This window comes from Kribbella antibiotica, from assembly GCF_004349055.1.
Taxonomy (GTDB): domain Bacteria; phylum Actinomycetota; class Actinomycetes; order Propionibacteriales; family Kribbellaceae; genus Kribbella; species Kribbella antibiotica.
Window position 1 is genome coordinate 22,348 of sequence record NZ_SMKX01000076.1, and the last position, 15,772, is coordinate 38,119.

General features: G+C 65.8%; 12 protein-coding genes and 2 tRNA genes. 3 read left to right on the forward strand and 11 right to left on the reverse strand.

Features of this window, described 5'->3' with window-relative positions; all coding sequences use genetic code 11:
- Positions 1–51: 51 nt before the first annotated feature.
- Positions 52–1,056: a M14 family zinc carboxypeptidase gene (locus E1263_RS24070; RefSeq protein ID WP_132171117.1), complete on the forward strand. Its 1,005-nt coding sequence runs from the start codon at positions 52–54 to the stop codon at positions 1,054–1,056.
- 1 nt (position 1,057) lies between these two features.
- Here the strand turns inward: E1263_RS24070 and E1263_RS24075 are convergent, their stop codons facing one another.
- Positions 1,058–2,317: a cytochrome P450 gene (locus tag E1263_RS24075; RefSeq protein WP_202869026.1), complete on the reverse strand. Its 1,260-nt coding sequence runs from the start codon at positions 2,315–2,317 to the stop codon at positions 1,058–1,060.
- A 226-nt stretch (positions 2,318–2,543) separates the two neighbouring features.
- Between E1263_RS24075 and E1263_RS24080 the strand changes: the two genes are divergently transcribed.
- Positions 2,544–2,882: an SbtR family transcriptional regulator gene (locus tag E1263_RS24080; RefSeq protein WP_132171119.1), complete on the forward strand. Its 339-nt coding sequence runs from the start codon at positions 2,544–2,546 to the stop codon at positions 2,880–2,882.
- Between the two features lies 1 nt (position 2,883).
- Here E1263_RS24080 and E1263_RS24085 read toward each other — a convergent pair whose 3' ends face one another.
- The 10 genes from E1263_RS24085 to E1263_RS24130 all read right to left on the reverse strand — a co-directional run bounded on the left by E1263_RS24085 (position 2,884) and on the right by E1263_RS24130 (position 15,156).
- Positions 2,884–4,140 carry a hypothetical protein gene (locus E1263_RS24085; protein WP_202869027.1) on the reverse strand — a complete coding sequence of 419 codons (1,257 nt, stop codon included), beginning with the start codon at positions 4,138–4,140 and terminating at the stop codon, positions 2,884–2,886.
- Positions 4,141–4,142: 2 nt separating this feature from the next.
- The gene (locus E1263_RS24090; RefSeq protein WP_132171121.1) at positions 4,143–5,681 is read right to left on the reverse strand and encodes an alkaline phosphatase D family protein; all 1,539 of its coding nucleotides are present in this window, start codon (positions 5,679–5,681) and stop codon (positions 4,143–4,145) included.
- 226 nt (positions 5,682–5,907) lie between these two features.
- Entirely contained in the window at positions 5,908–7,311 is a 1,404-nt protein-coding gene (locus tag E1263_RS24095) for a glycoside hydrolase family 6 protein (RefSeq protein WP_132171123.1), read from the reverse strand.
- A 133-nt stretch (positions 7,312–7,444) separates the two neighbouring features.
- Positions 7,445–8,947, reverse strand: a complete 1,503-nt coding sequence (locus tag E1263_RS24100) for an alpha/beta hydrolase (RefSeq protein ID WP_132171125.1) — start codon at positions 8,945–8,947, stop codon at positions 7,445–7,447.
- A gap of 14 nt (positions 8,948–8,961) precedes the next feature.
- Entirely contained in the window at positions 8,962–10,599 is a 1,638-nt protein-coding gene (locus E1263_RS24105; RefSeq protein ID WP_132171126.1) for an alpha/beta hydrolase, read from the reverse strand.
- A 103-nt stretch (positions 10,600–10,702) separates the two neighbouring features.
- Positions 10,703–11,998 (reverse strand): ATP-dependent Clp protease ATP-binding subunit ClpX, encoded by a 1,296-nt coding sequence (gene clpX, locus E1263_RS24110; RefSeq protein ID WP_132171128.1) that lies wholly within the window; start codon positions 11,996–11,998, stop codon positions 10,703–10,705.
- 177 nt (positions 11,999–12,175) lie between these two features.
- Complete coding sequence (locus tag E1263_RS24115) at positions 12,176–12,784, reverse strand: ATP-dependent Clp protease proteolytic subunit (protein ID WP_132171130.1); 609 nt, start codon at positions 12,782–12,784, stop codon at positions 12,176–12,178.
- 36 nt (positions 12,785–12,820) lie between these two features.
- The gene (locus E1263_RS24120) at positions 12,821–13,444 is read right to left on the reverse strand and encodes an ATP-dependent Clp protease proteolytic subunit (protein WP_132171132.1); all 624 of its coding nucleotides are present in this window, start codon (positions 13,442–13,444) and stop codon (positions 12,821–12,823) included.
- A 173-nt stretch (positions 13,445–13,617) separates the two neighbouring features.
- Positions 13,618–15,003 carry a trigger factor gene (tig, locus tag E1263_RS24125; protein ID WP_132171134.1) on the reverse strand — a complete coding sequence of 462 codons (1,386 nt, stop codon included), beginning with the start codon at positions 15,001–15,003 and terminating at the stop codon, positions 13,618–13,620.
- A gap of 80 nt (positions 15,004–15,083) precedes the next feature.
- Positions 15,084–15,156: transfer RNA gene (locus E1263_RS24130), tRNA-Pro, on the reverse strand.
- Positions 15,157–15,283: 127 nt separating this feature from the next.
- Between E1263_RS24130 and E1263_RS24135 the strand changes: the two genes are divergently transcribed.
- Positions 15,284–15,354: transfer RNA gene (locus E1263_RS24135), tRNA-Gly, on the forward strand.
- The last annotated feature ends 418 nt before the right edge of the window (positions 15,355–15,772 follow it).

Here is a 15,772-nt window from a genome sequence, read left to right on the forward strand (position 1 = left end):
GGTCTCAGGAACCCTTGTTGCGGTGTGTAGTGCGGTCGATACTCGGCGAGCATGAGGATCAAGCCCCGAATCGCCCTGATGTCCGCCCTCGTCACCGTCGGGCTGCTCGTCGCCCCGGCCGCCGTCGCGGCTGAGAAGGCCCCCGTCGACCCACAACCGTCGACCGCGAAGCTCGCCGTCGAACTGCACAAACTCGCCATCCAGAGCCACGGCAGGATCCGCGTCACCCCGATCGGCCGCAGCAACGAGAACCGGCCGGTCTGGGCCGCGCGCGTCGGCCACGGCAAGCTCAAGATTCAGTACGTCACCCAGCAGCACGGCGACGAGCCGCTGGGCACCCCGGCCGCGCTGGAGTTTCTGCGGACTGTCGGTGTCGGCAACTCCGCGTGGCAACGCAAACTGCTCTCACAGGTGACCGTCGACATCGTCGTCCGCGCGAACCCGGACGGCTTCGAACGCAACTGGCGCTACAACTACGACCCGACGGCCACTCCTGAGTACGGCGAAGCCGGTAAGGGCTACGACATCAACCGGTACCACGATCCGGCGGTCGCACCGGAGGACAACCCGGCGCACGAGGCCGGGCTGATCCAGCGCCGGTACGCCGCGTTCCAGCCGGACATCATGGTCGACTATCACATGCAGGGCCGGTACAAAGATGCCTCCGGCAAGGAAATCACCGCCTCCACGCTGTGGCCGACCCACTCGGCCGTGAAGCCCGCAGACGTGAACTTCGCCAAGCAGATCGCCGTACTGGTGCAGCGCTCGATCAACGGCGCCGGTGGGAACGTGTCGCAGTACCCAGGTGGCAACTACGAAGGCATCGCCCGCAACGGCTACGGTCTGCTCGGCAGCGGCAGCGTCCTGATCGAGCTGAGCGACATCCCCGGCCGCGAGCAGACCCAGATCACCGACGCCCTCGCTTCCATGCTCGCCATCGCCCGCTCAGCCGCCGACGGCTCACTCCGCCAGATCGACCCAGCCGCCGCCACCCTCATCCCGCTCCGCGGCCCCGCACTGCCCGGCACCGCCATCGAGGAAGACGAGGCGGCCTGAGTTAGCGCACGTCATCGACGCGGACCTGGACGCCGTAGCGGGGGCGCATGGCGCCGTAGCCGATGGGCTGGATCCGTTGTGGGACTGGGCTTAGCGTCACGCGCTCGAGCATTCGGCTCACGATGACCTGCAGCTCGACGGTGGCGAAGGTGGCGCCGATGCAGCGGTGCGGTCCGGCGGCGAACGGGAGGAACTCGGCCGGGGTCGGCTTGTGGTAGCCGGGGCGGTCCGGGTTCCAGCGCTCTGGGTCGAACCGCTTCGGCTCCGGCCAGATCTCCTCCAGCCGGTGCGTGATGAACGGGCTGATCACCAGCTGCGTGCCGGCCGGGATCTGCTCTCCGGCGAACTCGAACTCCGTGGTGACATACCGTCCCGAGAACACGGCCGGCGGATGCAGCCGCAGTACCTCGGACACCAGGTTCGCGATCTCAGGAGCGTCGTACGGCGCCGGCTCCCAATGCTCGGGGGCGTTCACCAGCTCGTGAACCAGCCAGCCCATCGCAGCGCTCGTGGTTTCGTAGCCGGCCGCGATCAGGCTGATCACCTGGTCGCGGATCTCCTCGTCGGACAGCTGACTGCCATCCTCGTCGACGGCCTCGACCAGTGCCGACAGCACATCGGTCGCACTGTCATCCGGGTTCGCCCGCCGATACGCGATCTCCTCGTAGATCCGCACATCGACCTCCGCCTTCGCCACCTGCGCACGCTTCCACGTCGGCAGCCCGAGCCGCTCCTGCAACAGCCGCTCGACCGGCAGCAGATCAAGGAGGTCCAGCACCAACTGCAGCTGATCACCCAGCTGCTGCTCGTCCGCCGCCAGCCGATCCCCGAACAGCAGCTCGATCGTGCTCCGCCGGATAGCGCGGCGGAACTCGGCGTACGCATCCACCACCGTCCCCGGCTGCCACTCGTCGATGACCCGATCCGCATTACGCCGGAACGCATCGACGTACCCGGCGATCTGCCGATGATGGAACGCCGGTGCGACCAATCGCCGCCGGCGCTTGTGCGTGTCCCCGTCGCTCACCAGCAGCGCGGTCTCGCCGGTGATCGGTACCAGGAACTCCATCGCCTCGCGCCAACGGAACAAGTGCGAGTTCGCGAACACGAACTGATTGGCTTCAGGCCCGAGCAGATAGGTGAACCGGATCGGACCCATCCGCGTCTTCACCACCGACCCGCGACGCCGGTACATGTCGATCAACTCGTCGTACGGGCGACGCAGCAGGTAGAAGTAGTCGATTGGCTTTGCGTTGGGCACGTTCCCATCATCACCGCGCCATCGCACCGGCGGCCGACATCGTGCGCGATGGCGCAGGACTCGCCGCCAGTTAAGGCACGAGCACGTCGCGGCCTCGGACACTTCCGCTCTTGAGGCGCTGGTAGACGGGCGTCGCCTCCGTCAGCTTGGCGACGCTGGCACGCCGGGTGATCAGGTCACCCTTGGCAGACAGCGCCAGCAGCTCAGTCAGGCGCGGGCCATCGGGGTGAACGATTCCAGTGACGACGGTGATGCCGCGCTCGGCCGGTGGCTCTTGGCCTGGGAAGACGCCGAGGCCCGCACCTACCAAGGGCTGCCGCAGTCGATCCTCAACGCACTCGATGACGACACCTCCGAGCTGCACACCTCCTGCGCCACTATGCGCGCAGCCGGTGCACAGCTCCTCCAGCGAGCTCAGGACGCCGGCCGCATCCGCCCTGAGCTCACCATCTACGAGGCCATCGCACTGACCCTCGGCCTGGCCTGGACCACCCAACACCACGGCAGCCCCCCAGACCTTCTCCCCCGCCTCTTCGACACCGCCATGCACGGCATGGCGGTGTGATTTACCAGCTGTTGTTGGAGATTCCTGTGCCGAGGAACACCTGGTCATGGGTGTTGCCGTCGGTGTCATCGGTGTAGACGACCGCTACCTCGGCGTAGGGCGAGACCGCGACTGCCATCTGCTCTTGGCGACCGGCGGTGGCTGAGCTGAGGCGCTGGGAGGAGAGGCGGGCGGTGTCGGTGCCTGCTGCGTCGAAGCCACGGACCCAGACATCGAGGTCAGTGGCTTGGGCTGTCCAGCCGACAACGGTTTGTTTGGCGTCGTCGATGCCGACTGAGGGTGCTTTGCCGCCGGCTACTACCTCTACGTCGGCGAAGCGGGCGGTGCCGTTGGCATCGAACGTGCGGGTCCAGGCGCCCGCCGTACCGGTGTGGTCGGACTCCCAGGCGACTGCGAAGTCACCGTTGAAGTTCGCAGCGACTGTGGCGTGCGTTTGCTGGCCGTCGCCGTTGGAGTTCGCGATGCGCCGAGAGAGCGTGACCGCACCGGCAGGACGGCCCAGCCGGACCAGACCGACGTTGTACGCCGCGTTGGCGTCACCATCCTCGTCCCACACGACCACTGCGTCGCCGGACGCGGAGACTGCCACATCCGGGTTGTGGTGCTGGCCAGTTGTCTGCGAGGCGGTGACCTCCCAGGCACGGGTGGTCGGTCCGGTGTACCCGGCCGCCTTCACCGTGGCCGGCGTACCGGTCTGGATGTCTTCCCAGACGGCAGTGAACGCGACAGCTCCGCTCACAGGTGCACCATCTGGGTCCACAGAGACGCGGGGGTTGATCTGCTGACCGGTGGCGCTGCTGTTGGCGTTGCCGGAGGCAGTGACGGTCCCTGCGGTGTTCAGCACCCGGTAGGGGATGTTGTAGAAGCCGTTGCCGTCCGGATCGTCCTGCCAGACCACTACTGCGTTGCCCTTGTCGTCCAGATCGACGTCCGGGTGCAGGTGCCGCCAGTTGGTCACACCGGAGTCTCCACCGGCGGACAGCTTCTTCTCGTAGACAGCGGTTCCGTTGCGGAACAGGCGAATCCAGATGTCGCTGTGGACGTTGTCGGCCGTGGTGTCCGCGTCGCGATCGTCCTCCCAGACCACTGCGACGTACCCGGTCCGGTTGGTTGCGACGGACGGCGTGTCCTGATCGCCGCTGGCCGTGCTGTTGACGACGGCCCACGTCGGAGTGGCAACATGCGCGGACGCTGCCGGCGCCATGAGACCAAGCGCAGTGACTGCGACCCCTGTGATGGCGAGTGTTCTTTTCAGCATGCTCACACCGCCTGCAATCCGGGCTGACCCTCTTGGATGACGAACGACTTCAGCGTCGACACAGCACCGCCGTGCTCCGTCACCTTCGTCAGACCGCGGAAGTCGGCCCGCATCTCCGTCGGACTGATCGTGGTCCGCACGTAACCGCGCCGGTTACTGAAGAACTTCAGCCACGGGTTAGTAGCGACATCCGGAATCGCAGTGGTGGTGTCGCCGTCACCGCCCGACGTGACCGACGTACAGACGAGCTCACTCCCGATAGTTGCCGAGTTCGCGTTGTTGTAGTCGGCCTTGAGGTCGTTACCCCAAGCGCGGTGCACATCCCCAGTCAGTACGACGGGGTTGCGCACACCGCGATCCACCCAGCCCTGCTGGATCCGGGCGCGCGATGCGCGGTACCCGTCCCACGAGTCCATGCTCGCGCCAGTGGAGTTGAACCGGCGCGAGAAGAACACCTGCTGCCCGATGATGTCCCACGTCCCGGCGTGCTGGTTCAGACCGTTCAGCAGCCACGTCTCCTGCGCGTTCCCCGGCAGACTGCGCGATGCGAGGTCCGCATCCGAGCACACCTTCCACCCGTCGCCACACGCCTGGTCGTTGCGGTACTGGCGCGTGTCGAGCATGTGGAACGTCGCGAGACTCCCCCACTGCAGCCGCCGGTAGAGCTGAATGGCAGCACCACCGTTCACCTGCGCCGGCCGCAACGGCATGTTCTCGTAGTACGCCTGGTACGCCGCTGTCTGGCGGGCTGTCCACTGCGCAGCCGTCAGCTCAGGCACGTTGTTCTGCCGGATGGCGCCCGCCCGGTTGTTCTCGACCTCATGGTCATCCGGTACGACGATCCACGGCGCCACCGCGTGAGCAGCCTGCAGGTCCGGGTCACTCTTGTACTGCGCATACCGCCGCCGGTAGTCCGCCAGCGACACGATCTCCGCCGTACCGGCATGCTCTCGCGGCCGACCGGCCTCTGTGCCGTACTCGTAGATGTAGTCACCCAGATGCAGGATCACACCGGGGTTGTCCTCGGCCATCCGGCGGTACGCGGTGAAGTAGCCCTCCTCGTAGTGAGAGCAGGAGGCGAACGCCATCACGAGGTTCCGGCCGGCGGTACCGGCAGCCGGAGTAGTCCGGGTGCGGCCGACCGGCGAGAGATGCCCCTGCGCGCGGAAGCGGTAGTAGTAGTCGTAGTCGGGGCTGAGGCCACCGGCGATCACATGGACCGAGTGTGCGGACGCAGACTTCGCGACGACCGAGCCGGAGGCGACCAGAGTGGCGAAGGTGTCGGTCGTGGACACCTGCCAGTCCACGGTCACGTCGGCGGTCCCCATCCCGCCCAAGCCGTCGGCGTTCAGCGGGGAGGGCGCCAGCCGCGTCCAGAGGACCACACTGCTGGAGTCCGGATCGCCCGAGGCGATGCCGAGCTGGAACGGGTAGGGAACGGCAGCGGTCGCGGCAATCACGGTCGAGCGGACCGGCAGGACGCCGATCCCGGCGGCCGCGATACCGCCGAAGACAAGGGTTCTGCGACTGATTGGGCTCATGGGGTCTCACCTTCACGGGTACTCAGGGCGGCGGTCTCCCGGACGGATGACGTGGACGCTGACATCCGGGAAACCTTGAGCGTTCGTGGTGCGCTGACCATCTTTACCGAAACGCTGTAACTTTCCTACACTTTTGGTCTAGTTGATTTTGGTCGTTGATTCGCCGACCGGCGACTGCCCGTTGCCCAGTAGGACAACGGGCATCACCAGTGCTACAAGCAGTCCGCTAGTTGTTGATGAGGTTGAGCGCCAGCTGCGGATCGAAGGTCCCGGCGGGCTTCGTCGACGTACCGCATTGGCCGTCCGAGTCGCCCGGAACCTTCACCCAGAGCAGCATCTCCGCACCGCCACCTTGCTGTGCGACCGAACCGAGCTTGCGCCCCGCGGGGTTGCACCACTCGGAGCCCTTCGGACCGTTGCCGTTGCGGCTGGTGTCGATGACGAACGGCTTCGGTGTCGCCAACTGGTTGTTGAGGTCGTTCATATAGGTGATCGTCTCGGCGGTCGTGTAGTAGTTCGACACGTTGACCGCGAGACCGTGAGCGTTCTGGAGGCCGATGCTGTTCAGGTTCGCGGCCATCTGAGCAATGCCGATGCTGGTTCCCCAGCCCTTGTTGGTCGCGTCGGCGTAGGTCCAGGTGTTCGGCGCGAGCTCCTTGAACTTCAGCAGCGCGAAGCTGAGCATCCGGATCCGCGCGTTCTTCTCGTTCACATCGGTGATGCACTGGAGGTCGCCGATCGAGTCCGGCTCCAGGATCACCAGCGCCGGCCGATTGCCGATCGCCGATGCAAAGGTCTGAATCCACGTCTTGTACGCCGCTTCGCCAGCGGCACCACCACTTGAGTGGCCACCGCATGCGTCGCGGCCAGGCAGGTTGTAAGCGACCAGCACCGGCAGCTTGTCGGCCGTGTCCGCAGGACCCACGTACGCGTTGATGTCACCGGTGAGGTCGGTGTTCCAGCCACCGAACCAGCGTGCCATCGGCTTGCTGGCGATCGCGTTGTTGATCGTGGTCGCCGTACCGCCGGGGTTGTCGTCGGCCCACTTCTTGGGGTTCGAGTGCGGGTCGACGTAGAAGCCGTTGGTGAGCGAGATCGGACTGCCTGCCGGCGGGCTGTCCACCTCGGTCAGCGAGACGTTGTCGAGCCAGAAGTTGTAGCCGCCACCGGCCAGCCCACCGAGCTGGAACGTCAGCTCGGCCTGCGTGGTCTCGAGAGAGCTCGTGAAGTCATAGCGGAACCGCTGCGTCGCCGTACCGACTGAGAACGTCTGATTCAGCGCGCCGGTGAAGGGGGTCGTGTTGAGCTGCACCGTGGTCACCAGCGTGCGGGCCGCGGATGCGCGCGCGTCGAACGCCAGCGTGTACTTGTGACCCTGGTGCAGCGCGAATGCCGGGGTCTTCTGCCCGAGCATCGCGTCCCACTTGTTCGCGGTCCCACCCGGTACGACGGCCTTCAGCTGACCGGCGTCCGGGCTGATCGGCGTATTGCCGGTCCCCCACCAGTTCGCCGTACCGGCGCTGAAGGCTCCGTTCGTGATGAGCTCAGTGGCAGCGCTGGCAGTGGTGGCGGGGACGACTACGCCGAAGGCAAGGGCGGCCGTGACCAGGCCGCGGGCGATCCATCGCATCTCTACTCCTGTCGGGGCGGTAAGGGGCGGTACTGCAGTCCGGAAGCGCTCTCAGTTCCGCGCCAGTGACTCACTGTGCCGACCCATGAATTGCCCGTCAAGAGCTCTGGGAGCGCTTCCGGCGAATACGGTGTCAACTACCTGACAGATGTCCAGTTGCTGCCGTCGGCAACGAATCGAACGGCTTACGGTCCTGCTGACAAGTGGATCCGTCAGCCGGTGCCGCGAGCGTGATCAGGTACTTGGTGAGCATCCGATCCGCACAGACACTCGCACCGAAGCTGGTCGCGTGTCCCCAGCCCTCGATGGTGACCATCCGTGCGTCAGGCCACAGGTTCGCAAACGGGCGGGTCGTCGAGTACGGCGTGGCAGGATCATGCCGCGTACCGAAGACGAGGACCGGCTGCTCGACGTTGTTCCGCCATGGTCCGCGGAAGGCATCGGTGTCGGTCAGTCCCAGGAATTCGCAGTGGATCCCCAGCCACGCGCGATACCGGCCGAAATGGGGTGCCCGCTGGTCGGCAGCGTCGGCGTACGACGGATAGTCCTGCGGCCGGCCTGTCTTCTGGGTCTCGACGCAGGGCTGCATCGCGTTGCCGATCGAGGGGTAGTCCTCCTTGGCCAGCCGCATCTTCGGCTGCGTCACCAAGTCGGCCAACGTCTGGGCCAGCGCCGGATAGCTGGTCGACGAGTAGAACGAGTTGAACATGTAGCCGACCGCGGCCGGATAGTCGAAGGTTCCGATCGGCTTGGTCTTAAGACCTTCGAGCAGCTTCTCGACGACCACCTTCGGGTCGCCGAGCGCGTTCAGTGCACAGGCGTCGCCGGCCTTCTGACACTCCAGCAAGAACTGCTGGTAGCTGTCGTAACCGCCCTCGCCCTGCCGGAGCCTCGCGCCAAAGGGCAGGTCCTCGCTTTTGGAACCCACGTAGCGCTCGGGGAGCAGCGTGCCGTCCATGACCATCGCGCGGATCTTGTTCGGGAACAGCTTGGCGTAGGTCGCGGCGAGATAGGTGCCGTACGAGTAGCCGAGGTAGTTCAGCTTCCGGTCGCCGACAGCCTGCCGCAGCAGATCCAGATCCCGGGCGACATTCGCGGTTGAGAAGTGCTTGAAGCGCTCCGGAGAAGTGGTCCGGCAGTGCGCGGCCATCTTCGCGGCATCGGCGATATAGCTGCGCTCCTGCTGCGCAGTCACCGGGAATTCCTTCAACTTCGCCAGTACGACGGCCTCCTCGGCGGCCGTCGGATAACAGGTGGCCGGATCCGACAGGCCGACCCCGCGCGGATCGAAGCCAAGGATGTCGAACCGCGCCCGCAGCTCCGGCGAGTAGGCGGTCTGCGCAACTTGCTGGATGGACGCAACCCCGGCTGCTCCCGGGCCGCCGAAGTTGACGAAGAGCGTTCCGACCTTGTGCGCCGGATCGCTCGCCGGCAGCCGGGTCACCGCGATCGTGGTGGTGGGACCGTGCGGACGGTCGTAGTCGGTCGGGACCTCAACCGTCGCACACTGGAACGCCTGAAGGTCGGGACCGCAGGTTCCCCAGTTGATCTGCGGTCCGCGTACTGCGCTCGCACTATCAGGGACGACCAGCGCGAGCGCAGTAACAGCTATAGCTAGAGTTTTACGGTGCCTCATGGCGAGGACGGTAGTTAGCGCACTACCCCCAGCGCGTCGGTCGCGAGAGCGAGCTGCATCCCTCGTGCGGGGGTGTTCGTCGGCAGCGGGTCGAACGGCTTGCGGTCCTGCTGACACGTCGACCCGTCAGCCGGCGCGGCCAGCGTGGTCAGGTACTTGGTGAGCAACTGATCCGCGCAGGCACTCCCGCCGAGGCTGGTCGAGTGGCCCCAGCCCTCGATGGTGACCATTCGTGCATCGGGCCAGAGATCGGCGTACGGGCGGGTGCCTTCGTACGGCGTTGCCGGGTCGTGCCGCGTGCCGAAGACCAGCACCGGTTCCTTCACGTTGTTCTTCCACGGGCCGACGAACGCATCCTGGTCCTTCAGCCCGAGGAACTCGCACTCGAAACCGGCCCAGGTACGGAACCTTCCGAAATGCGGCGCCCGCTTGTCCGCAGCGTCGGCGTACGAGGGGAAGGCCAGCGGCCGGCCGGTCAGTTGAGTCTCGACGCACATCTGCATGCTGCTGCCGGCCGACGTGTACTCCTCCTTGCGGCGGTTCCACTCGATCAGCGACTCGGTCGCCTTCGGTGCCGACTTCGCTGCCGCCTTGGCCCGGGCGGTCGGCCACGTGGCCAGCTCGGCCAGCGACTCGGCCAGTCCCGGATAGGCGTACGACGAATAGAACTGGGTGAACATGTAGGAGACCAGCGTCGCGTAGTCCATCTTCAGCGTGGTGCCGTCCGGCAGCGGGATGATGATCGGCGTCGCCTTCACCCGCGCGAGCGTCTTCTCGACAACCGTCGTCGGGTCACCGATCTGGTTCAGCGCACACGCGTCACCAGCCTTCTTGCATTCCAGCAGGAACTGCTTGTAGCTGTCCGATGCACCCTCACCCTGCCGGATCCGGGCACCGAACGGCTGCTTGTCGCCGTTCGATCCGGACCACCACTCCGGCACCACGGTGCCGTCCAGCGCGAGTGCCCGGACGTTGTTCGGGAACAGCTTGGCGTACGTCGCACCGAGATACGTGCCGTACGAATAGCCGACGTACGTGAGCTTCTTGTCGCCGACAGCCTGGCGGAGCAGATCCATGTCACGGGCAACGTTTGCCGTCGAGTAGTGCCGGAACCGGTCGGGTGACGTCGTCCGGCAGTTGACGGAGAACTTCGCGATGGCGGCAAGGTACTTCCGCTCCTCCTTGGCCGTCACCGGGAACGCACTGAAACCGGCGAACGCCGCCGCCTCCTCGGCAGCGGTCGGATAGCAGGTCACCGGGTCGGACTGGCCGACCCCGCGCGGATCAAAGCCGAGGATGTCGAACTTCGCCCGGACGTCCGCCGAGTAGGCGTACTGGGCAACCTGCTGGATGAACGGCACCCCGGGTCCACCAGGACCACCAGGGTTCGTGAACAGGGTGCCGATCTTCTTGGCCGGGTCACTGGCGGGCAACCGGGTCAACGCAATCGTCGTGGTGGGGCCGTTCGGGCGGTCGTAATCGGTCGGAACCTCGACCGACGCGCACTGGAACGGCTCGAGCTCCGGGGCGGTCCCACAGGTGCCCCAGTTGATCTTCGGTACGTCGTACGGAGCCTTGGCGGCGGCCGTCATCGGCACGACCAGCGCGAGCGCGCTGACCGTGACGGTCAGAGTACGAAGGACGGTTTTCATGCACCGAACGTAAGCGGGTGGTTTCTCACAACGCGTCCACCACGAGAAGGAGGCCGGACACCCGCCGTACGGCGGATCCGGCCTCCCTCGTGCGTATGGTTCCTTACGCGGTCTTGTCGCGACGCTCGCGCTTGCGCTCGATCTGGTCGCGCGGGATCAGCGTGGGGTTCACGTTCTCCAGCACGACACCCTTGTTGACGACGACCTTGGCGACGTCCTCACGGCTGGGCACCTCGTACATCACGTTGAGGAGCACCTCCTCCATGATGGCGCGGAGCCCGCGGGCACCGGTGCCGCGCAGGAGCGCCTGGTCCGCGATCGCGTCGATCGCGTCGTCGGTGAACTCCAGCTCGACGTTGTCGATCTCGAACAGCCGCCGGTACTGCTTGACCAGCGCGTTCTTCGGCTCGGACAGGATCTTGATCAACGCGTCGCGGTCCAGCGGAGAGACCGTCGTGATGACCGGGAGGCGGCCGATGAACTCGGGGATCAGCCCGAACTTCAGCAGGTCCTCGGGCATCACGTCGGAGTAGCCGCCGACCTCGCGGGGCTTCTCGACCTCACGAGAGGCGTTGAAACCGAGCGTCTTCTTGCCGACCCGCTGCTCCACCATGTGGTCCAGACCGGCGAACGCGCCACCGACGATGAACAGCACGTTGGTGGTGTCGATCTGGATGAACTCCTGGTGCGGGTGCTTACGGCCACCCTGCGGCGGCACGGAGGCCGTCGTACCTTCGAGGATCTTCAGCAGCGCCTGCTGGACACCCTCGCCGGAGACATCGCGGGTGATCGACGGGTTCTCGCTCTTGCGGGCGATCTTGTCGACCTCGTCGATGTAGATGATCCCGGTCTCGGCCTTCTTGACGTCGTAGTCGGCCGCCTGGATCAGCTTCAGCAGGATGTTCTCGACGTCCTCGCCGACGTAACCGGCCTCGGTCAGCGCCGTCGCGTCCGCAATCGCGAACGGGACGTTCAGCATCCGGGCCAGGGTCTGCGCGAGATACGTCTTGCCGCAGCCCGTCGGGCCGATCAGCAGAATGTTCGACTTGGCCAGTTCCACGGCCTCGTCCTTCGCGTGCCGGCCGGCGCTCGAGGCACCCTGACCGTCGCGGACCCGCTTGTAGTGGTTGTACACCGCTACCGCGAGCGCCTTCTTCGCCACGTCCTGTCCGACGACGTAGGCATTGAGGAAGTCGTAGATCTCCCGCGGCTTCGGCAGCTCGGTAAGACCGACCTCGGAGCCCTCGTTCAGCTCTTCCTCGATGATCTCGTTGCAGAGATCGATGCACTCGTCGCAGATGTAGACGCCGGGACCGGCGATGAGCTTCTTGACCTGCTTCTGGCTCTTACCGCAGAACGAGCATTTGAGCAGGTCACCGCCGTCACCTATGCGTGCCACCGGGACAGTTCCCTTCTCTGAGCAGACGAACTTTTTCGACGGTACCCCGTCAGGAGCCGAAACGCTGCGCCTTGCACCGGGTTGTGTCTACGCCGGTGGCGAACGCCGTGGGGACCAGGCGCCGCCGTACCAGGCGGGTGAGCGGTGGGTCCCGAGCGGGACCCACCGTCTCGTAGATCAGACTCCGGCCGGAACCGGCTTCAGGGTCTGCAGGACGTCGTCGATCAAGCCGTACTCGATGGCCTGCTCAGCGGTCAGGAACTTGTCCCGCTCGATGTCGCGGGACACCTCTTCGATCGACTTGCCGCTGGCGTCGGCGAGCATCTTCTCCAGCAGCGCGCGCAGGCGGAGGATCTCGTTCGCCTGGATCTCGATGTCGCTGGACTGCCCGTAGGTGCCCTCGGTGGCCGGCTGGTGAATGATGATCCGGCTGTTCGGGAGCGCGAGCCGCTTACCGGGCGTACCGGCAGCCAGCAGCACCGCGGCGGCCGAGGCAGCCTGCCCCAGGCACACGGTCTGGACGTCCGGCTTGATGTAGCGCACGGTGTCGTAGATCGCGGTCAGCGCGGTGAACGAGCCACCGGGCGAGTTGATGTAGATGCTGATGTCACGCTCGGAGTCCATCGACTGCAGACACAGCAGCTGCGCCATCACGGCGTTCGCGATCTCGTCGGTGATCGGCGTGCCGAGGAAGATGATCCGGTCCTCGAACAGCTTCGTGTAGGGGTCGATGCGGCGCATGCCGTACGACGTGCGCTCCTCCCACTGCGGGATGAAGTAGTTCATGTTTGCGTCCTTAAATTCTTACCGAGTGGGAGCAGATCAGGAGTTCGGGCTGCCGGAGCTGAGCTGAGCGGCGCTGTTCACCACGTGGTCGATGAAGCCGTACTCCTTGGCCTTGTCCGCGGTGAACCAGCGGTCGCGGTCCGCGTCGGCCTCGACCTGCTCGAGCGACTGACCGGTGTGCTCGGAGATCAGCTTGAACAGCAGCGCCTTCAGGTGCAGCGACTGCTCGGCCTGGATCTTGATGTCGGACGCCGTGCCACCCATACCGCCGGAGGGCTGGTGCATCATGATCCGGGCGTGCGGCAGCGCGTACCGCTTGTTCTTGGCGCCTGCACAGAGCAGGAACTGGCCCATCGAGGCGGCCAGGCCCATACCCACCGTGGCGACGTCGTTGGAGATCCACTGCATGGTGTCGTAGATCGCCATGCCGGAGTCCACCGAGCCACCCGGCGAGTTGATGTACAGCCAGATGTCCTTGTTGGGGTCCTCGGCATTGAGGAGCAGCATCTGCGCGCAGATCGCGTTCGCGTTGTCGTCGCGAACCTCGGACCCCAGGAAGATGATCCGGTTCTGCAGCAGGCGCTGGTAGATGTGGTCGTCATGTCCGCCGGATCCATTGCCGCCCGCGGCGGTGGGGCTGGCTGCAAATGTCTCGTTCACGAAGCCGACATTACTGGGCGGCGGCGACAGACCTAAGGCTGGGCCACAGGTGTTCGCTCACGGCGCATCGCCGAGCGTGGCCGGACAGTCGTTTCGGCGGCCCGAATGACAGCAGCCCGAACCCCTTTCGGGGTCCGGGCTGCACGCCGTACAGATTTTCAGGCAGGTAGTGCTCAGGCCTTGGCAGGCTCCTCGACCGGGGCCTCGACGACCTCAGCGGCCTCCGGGTCACCATAGGTGCCGTCCGGCTGCAGGGTCTTCAGCTCGACCGCGTTGCCCGAAGCGTCCTTGACGTTCGCGTGCTCGACCAGGTGCGCCAGCGCCTTGCCGCGGACGACCTCGGAGACCAGGCTCGGGACCAGGTTGTTCTCGACCGCGTGCTGGGCGAACTGGTCCGGGCTGACGCCGGAACGCTGCGCGTGCCGGACGATGTGCTCGGTGAGCTCCTGGTCGTTGACGTTCAGCTCCTGCTGCTCGGCAACCAGATCCAGCACGAACTGCGCCTTGATGGCGTCCTCGGAACGCTTCTTCAGGTCCTCGTCGAACTCTTCCTGAGACTGCTCCTCGCCCTCCAGGAACTGCTCGAACGACATCCCGGAGTACCCGAGCTGCTGCTCCAGGTTCTCCTTGCGGGCGGCCAGCTCCTCGGTCAGCAGGCCCTCGGGGACCGGAACCTCGACCAGGGTCAGGATCTTCTCGAGAACGGCGTCGCGGGCCTCGCCGGCCTGCTCGAGGCGCTTGCCGCGCTCCAGGCGAGCCTGTACGTCGGCCTTCAGCTCGTCGGCGGTGTCGAACTCCGACGCGGTCTGCGCGAAGTCGTCGTCGAAGGCCGGGAGCTCCTGCTCCTTGACCGCGGTGACCGTCACGGAAACGTCGACGTCGTCACCCTTGAGCGAGCCACCGACCAACTGCGTGACGAAGGTGTTGCTCTCGCCGGCGCTCAGGCCGATGACAGCCTCATCGAGGCCTTCCAGCAGCTGACCGCTGCCGACCTGGTAGGACAGGCCGGTGGCCTGCGCCTCCTCGACCTTCTCGCCGTCCTTGCTGGCCGACAGGTCAATGGTGATGTAGTCCTTGTCGGCGGTCGCCCGCTCGACGGGGTTCAGCGAGCCGAACCGCTGCCGCAGCGCCTCGATCTGCTCGTCGACCTCGGAGTCGGCGATCGCGATGTCCTCGACCTCGGCCTCCAGACCCTCCAAGTCCGGCAGCGTGATCTCCGGGCGCACCTCGACCTCGGCGGAGAACTGCAGGCTCTCCTTGTCGTTGAACTCGGTGACGTCCACCTCAGGGCGGCCGATGGCCTTCACCTGGTTGTCCTGGACGGCCTGCGAGTACAGCTTCGGCAGCGCGTCGTTGATGGCCTCTTCGAGCACCGGGCCGCGACCGACCCGCTGGTCGATCACCTGCGGCGGGATCTTGCCCTTGCGGAACCCAGGAACCTGGATCTGCTGGGCGATGCTCTGGTACGCCGCGTCGAGGCTCGGCTTGAGCTCCTCGAACGGCACCTCGACGATGAGCTTGACCTTGGTCGGGCTCAAGGACTCGACGGTGCTCTTCACGGTGGCGGTTCTCCTTGATCTGAAATGACAGTGCCGGTGCGGCAGACAGCCCGCACCACAGCGATGCTGCAGAGGGGTCGTCGGGGCGACAGGACTCGAACCTGCGGTCTCCTGCTCCCAAAGCAGGCGCGCTAGCCACTACGCTACGCCCCGCAGTGACCGCACAAGTCTAGTCGACACCAAGGGGTGCTCGCGCCACCACCCCCACCACCTATCCGGTTTGAGCCGCGACCGGGTGATGTGGAATCATGTGCGGCGTACCCGGGCGACCGGGCACAACGCGGGTGTAGCTCAATGGTAGAGCCCCAGTCTTCCAAACTGACTACGCGAGTTCGATTCTCGTCACCCGCTCTCGATCGATGGGCGAGGTGTGTCTGCGGAAAGCGCAGACCGCCTCGCTCTCGTCATTTCATGGCTCGCTGCGCTCGGCTGACCCCGGCTGGGGCCGTCTCTTGGGTGACACCTTGTGGTGCGGGCGATTCGCCAACCATTCGCGGCCTTGAGCACCGTTCAGTCATGTCAGCGGGCGAAATATGACTGGTAGGTGCTCAAAGCAGGTTGGCCGTCGAGCCTTGAGCACGGTTCAGTCGTGTGGGCAGGCGGAAAGTGGCTGGTGGGGACTCAAGGTCGGGCGGGAGACTTCGCGAATGAGGGACGCGGAGGCGGCAGAGGCGGCGTACTGGGCTCGGTTGTATGGGCGGTGGGAGCCGATGGATCTGGTCGGGGTGACTGGGTTCATGCGGGGGTTTGGGCGGCCGTGGTGGGTGGT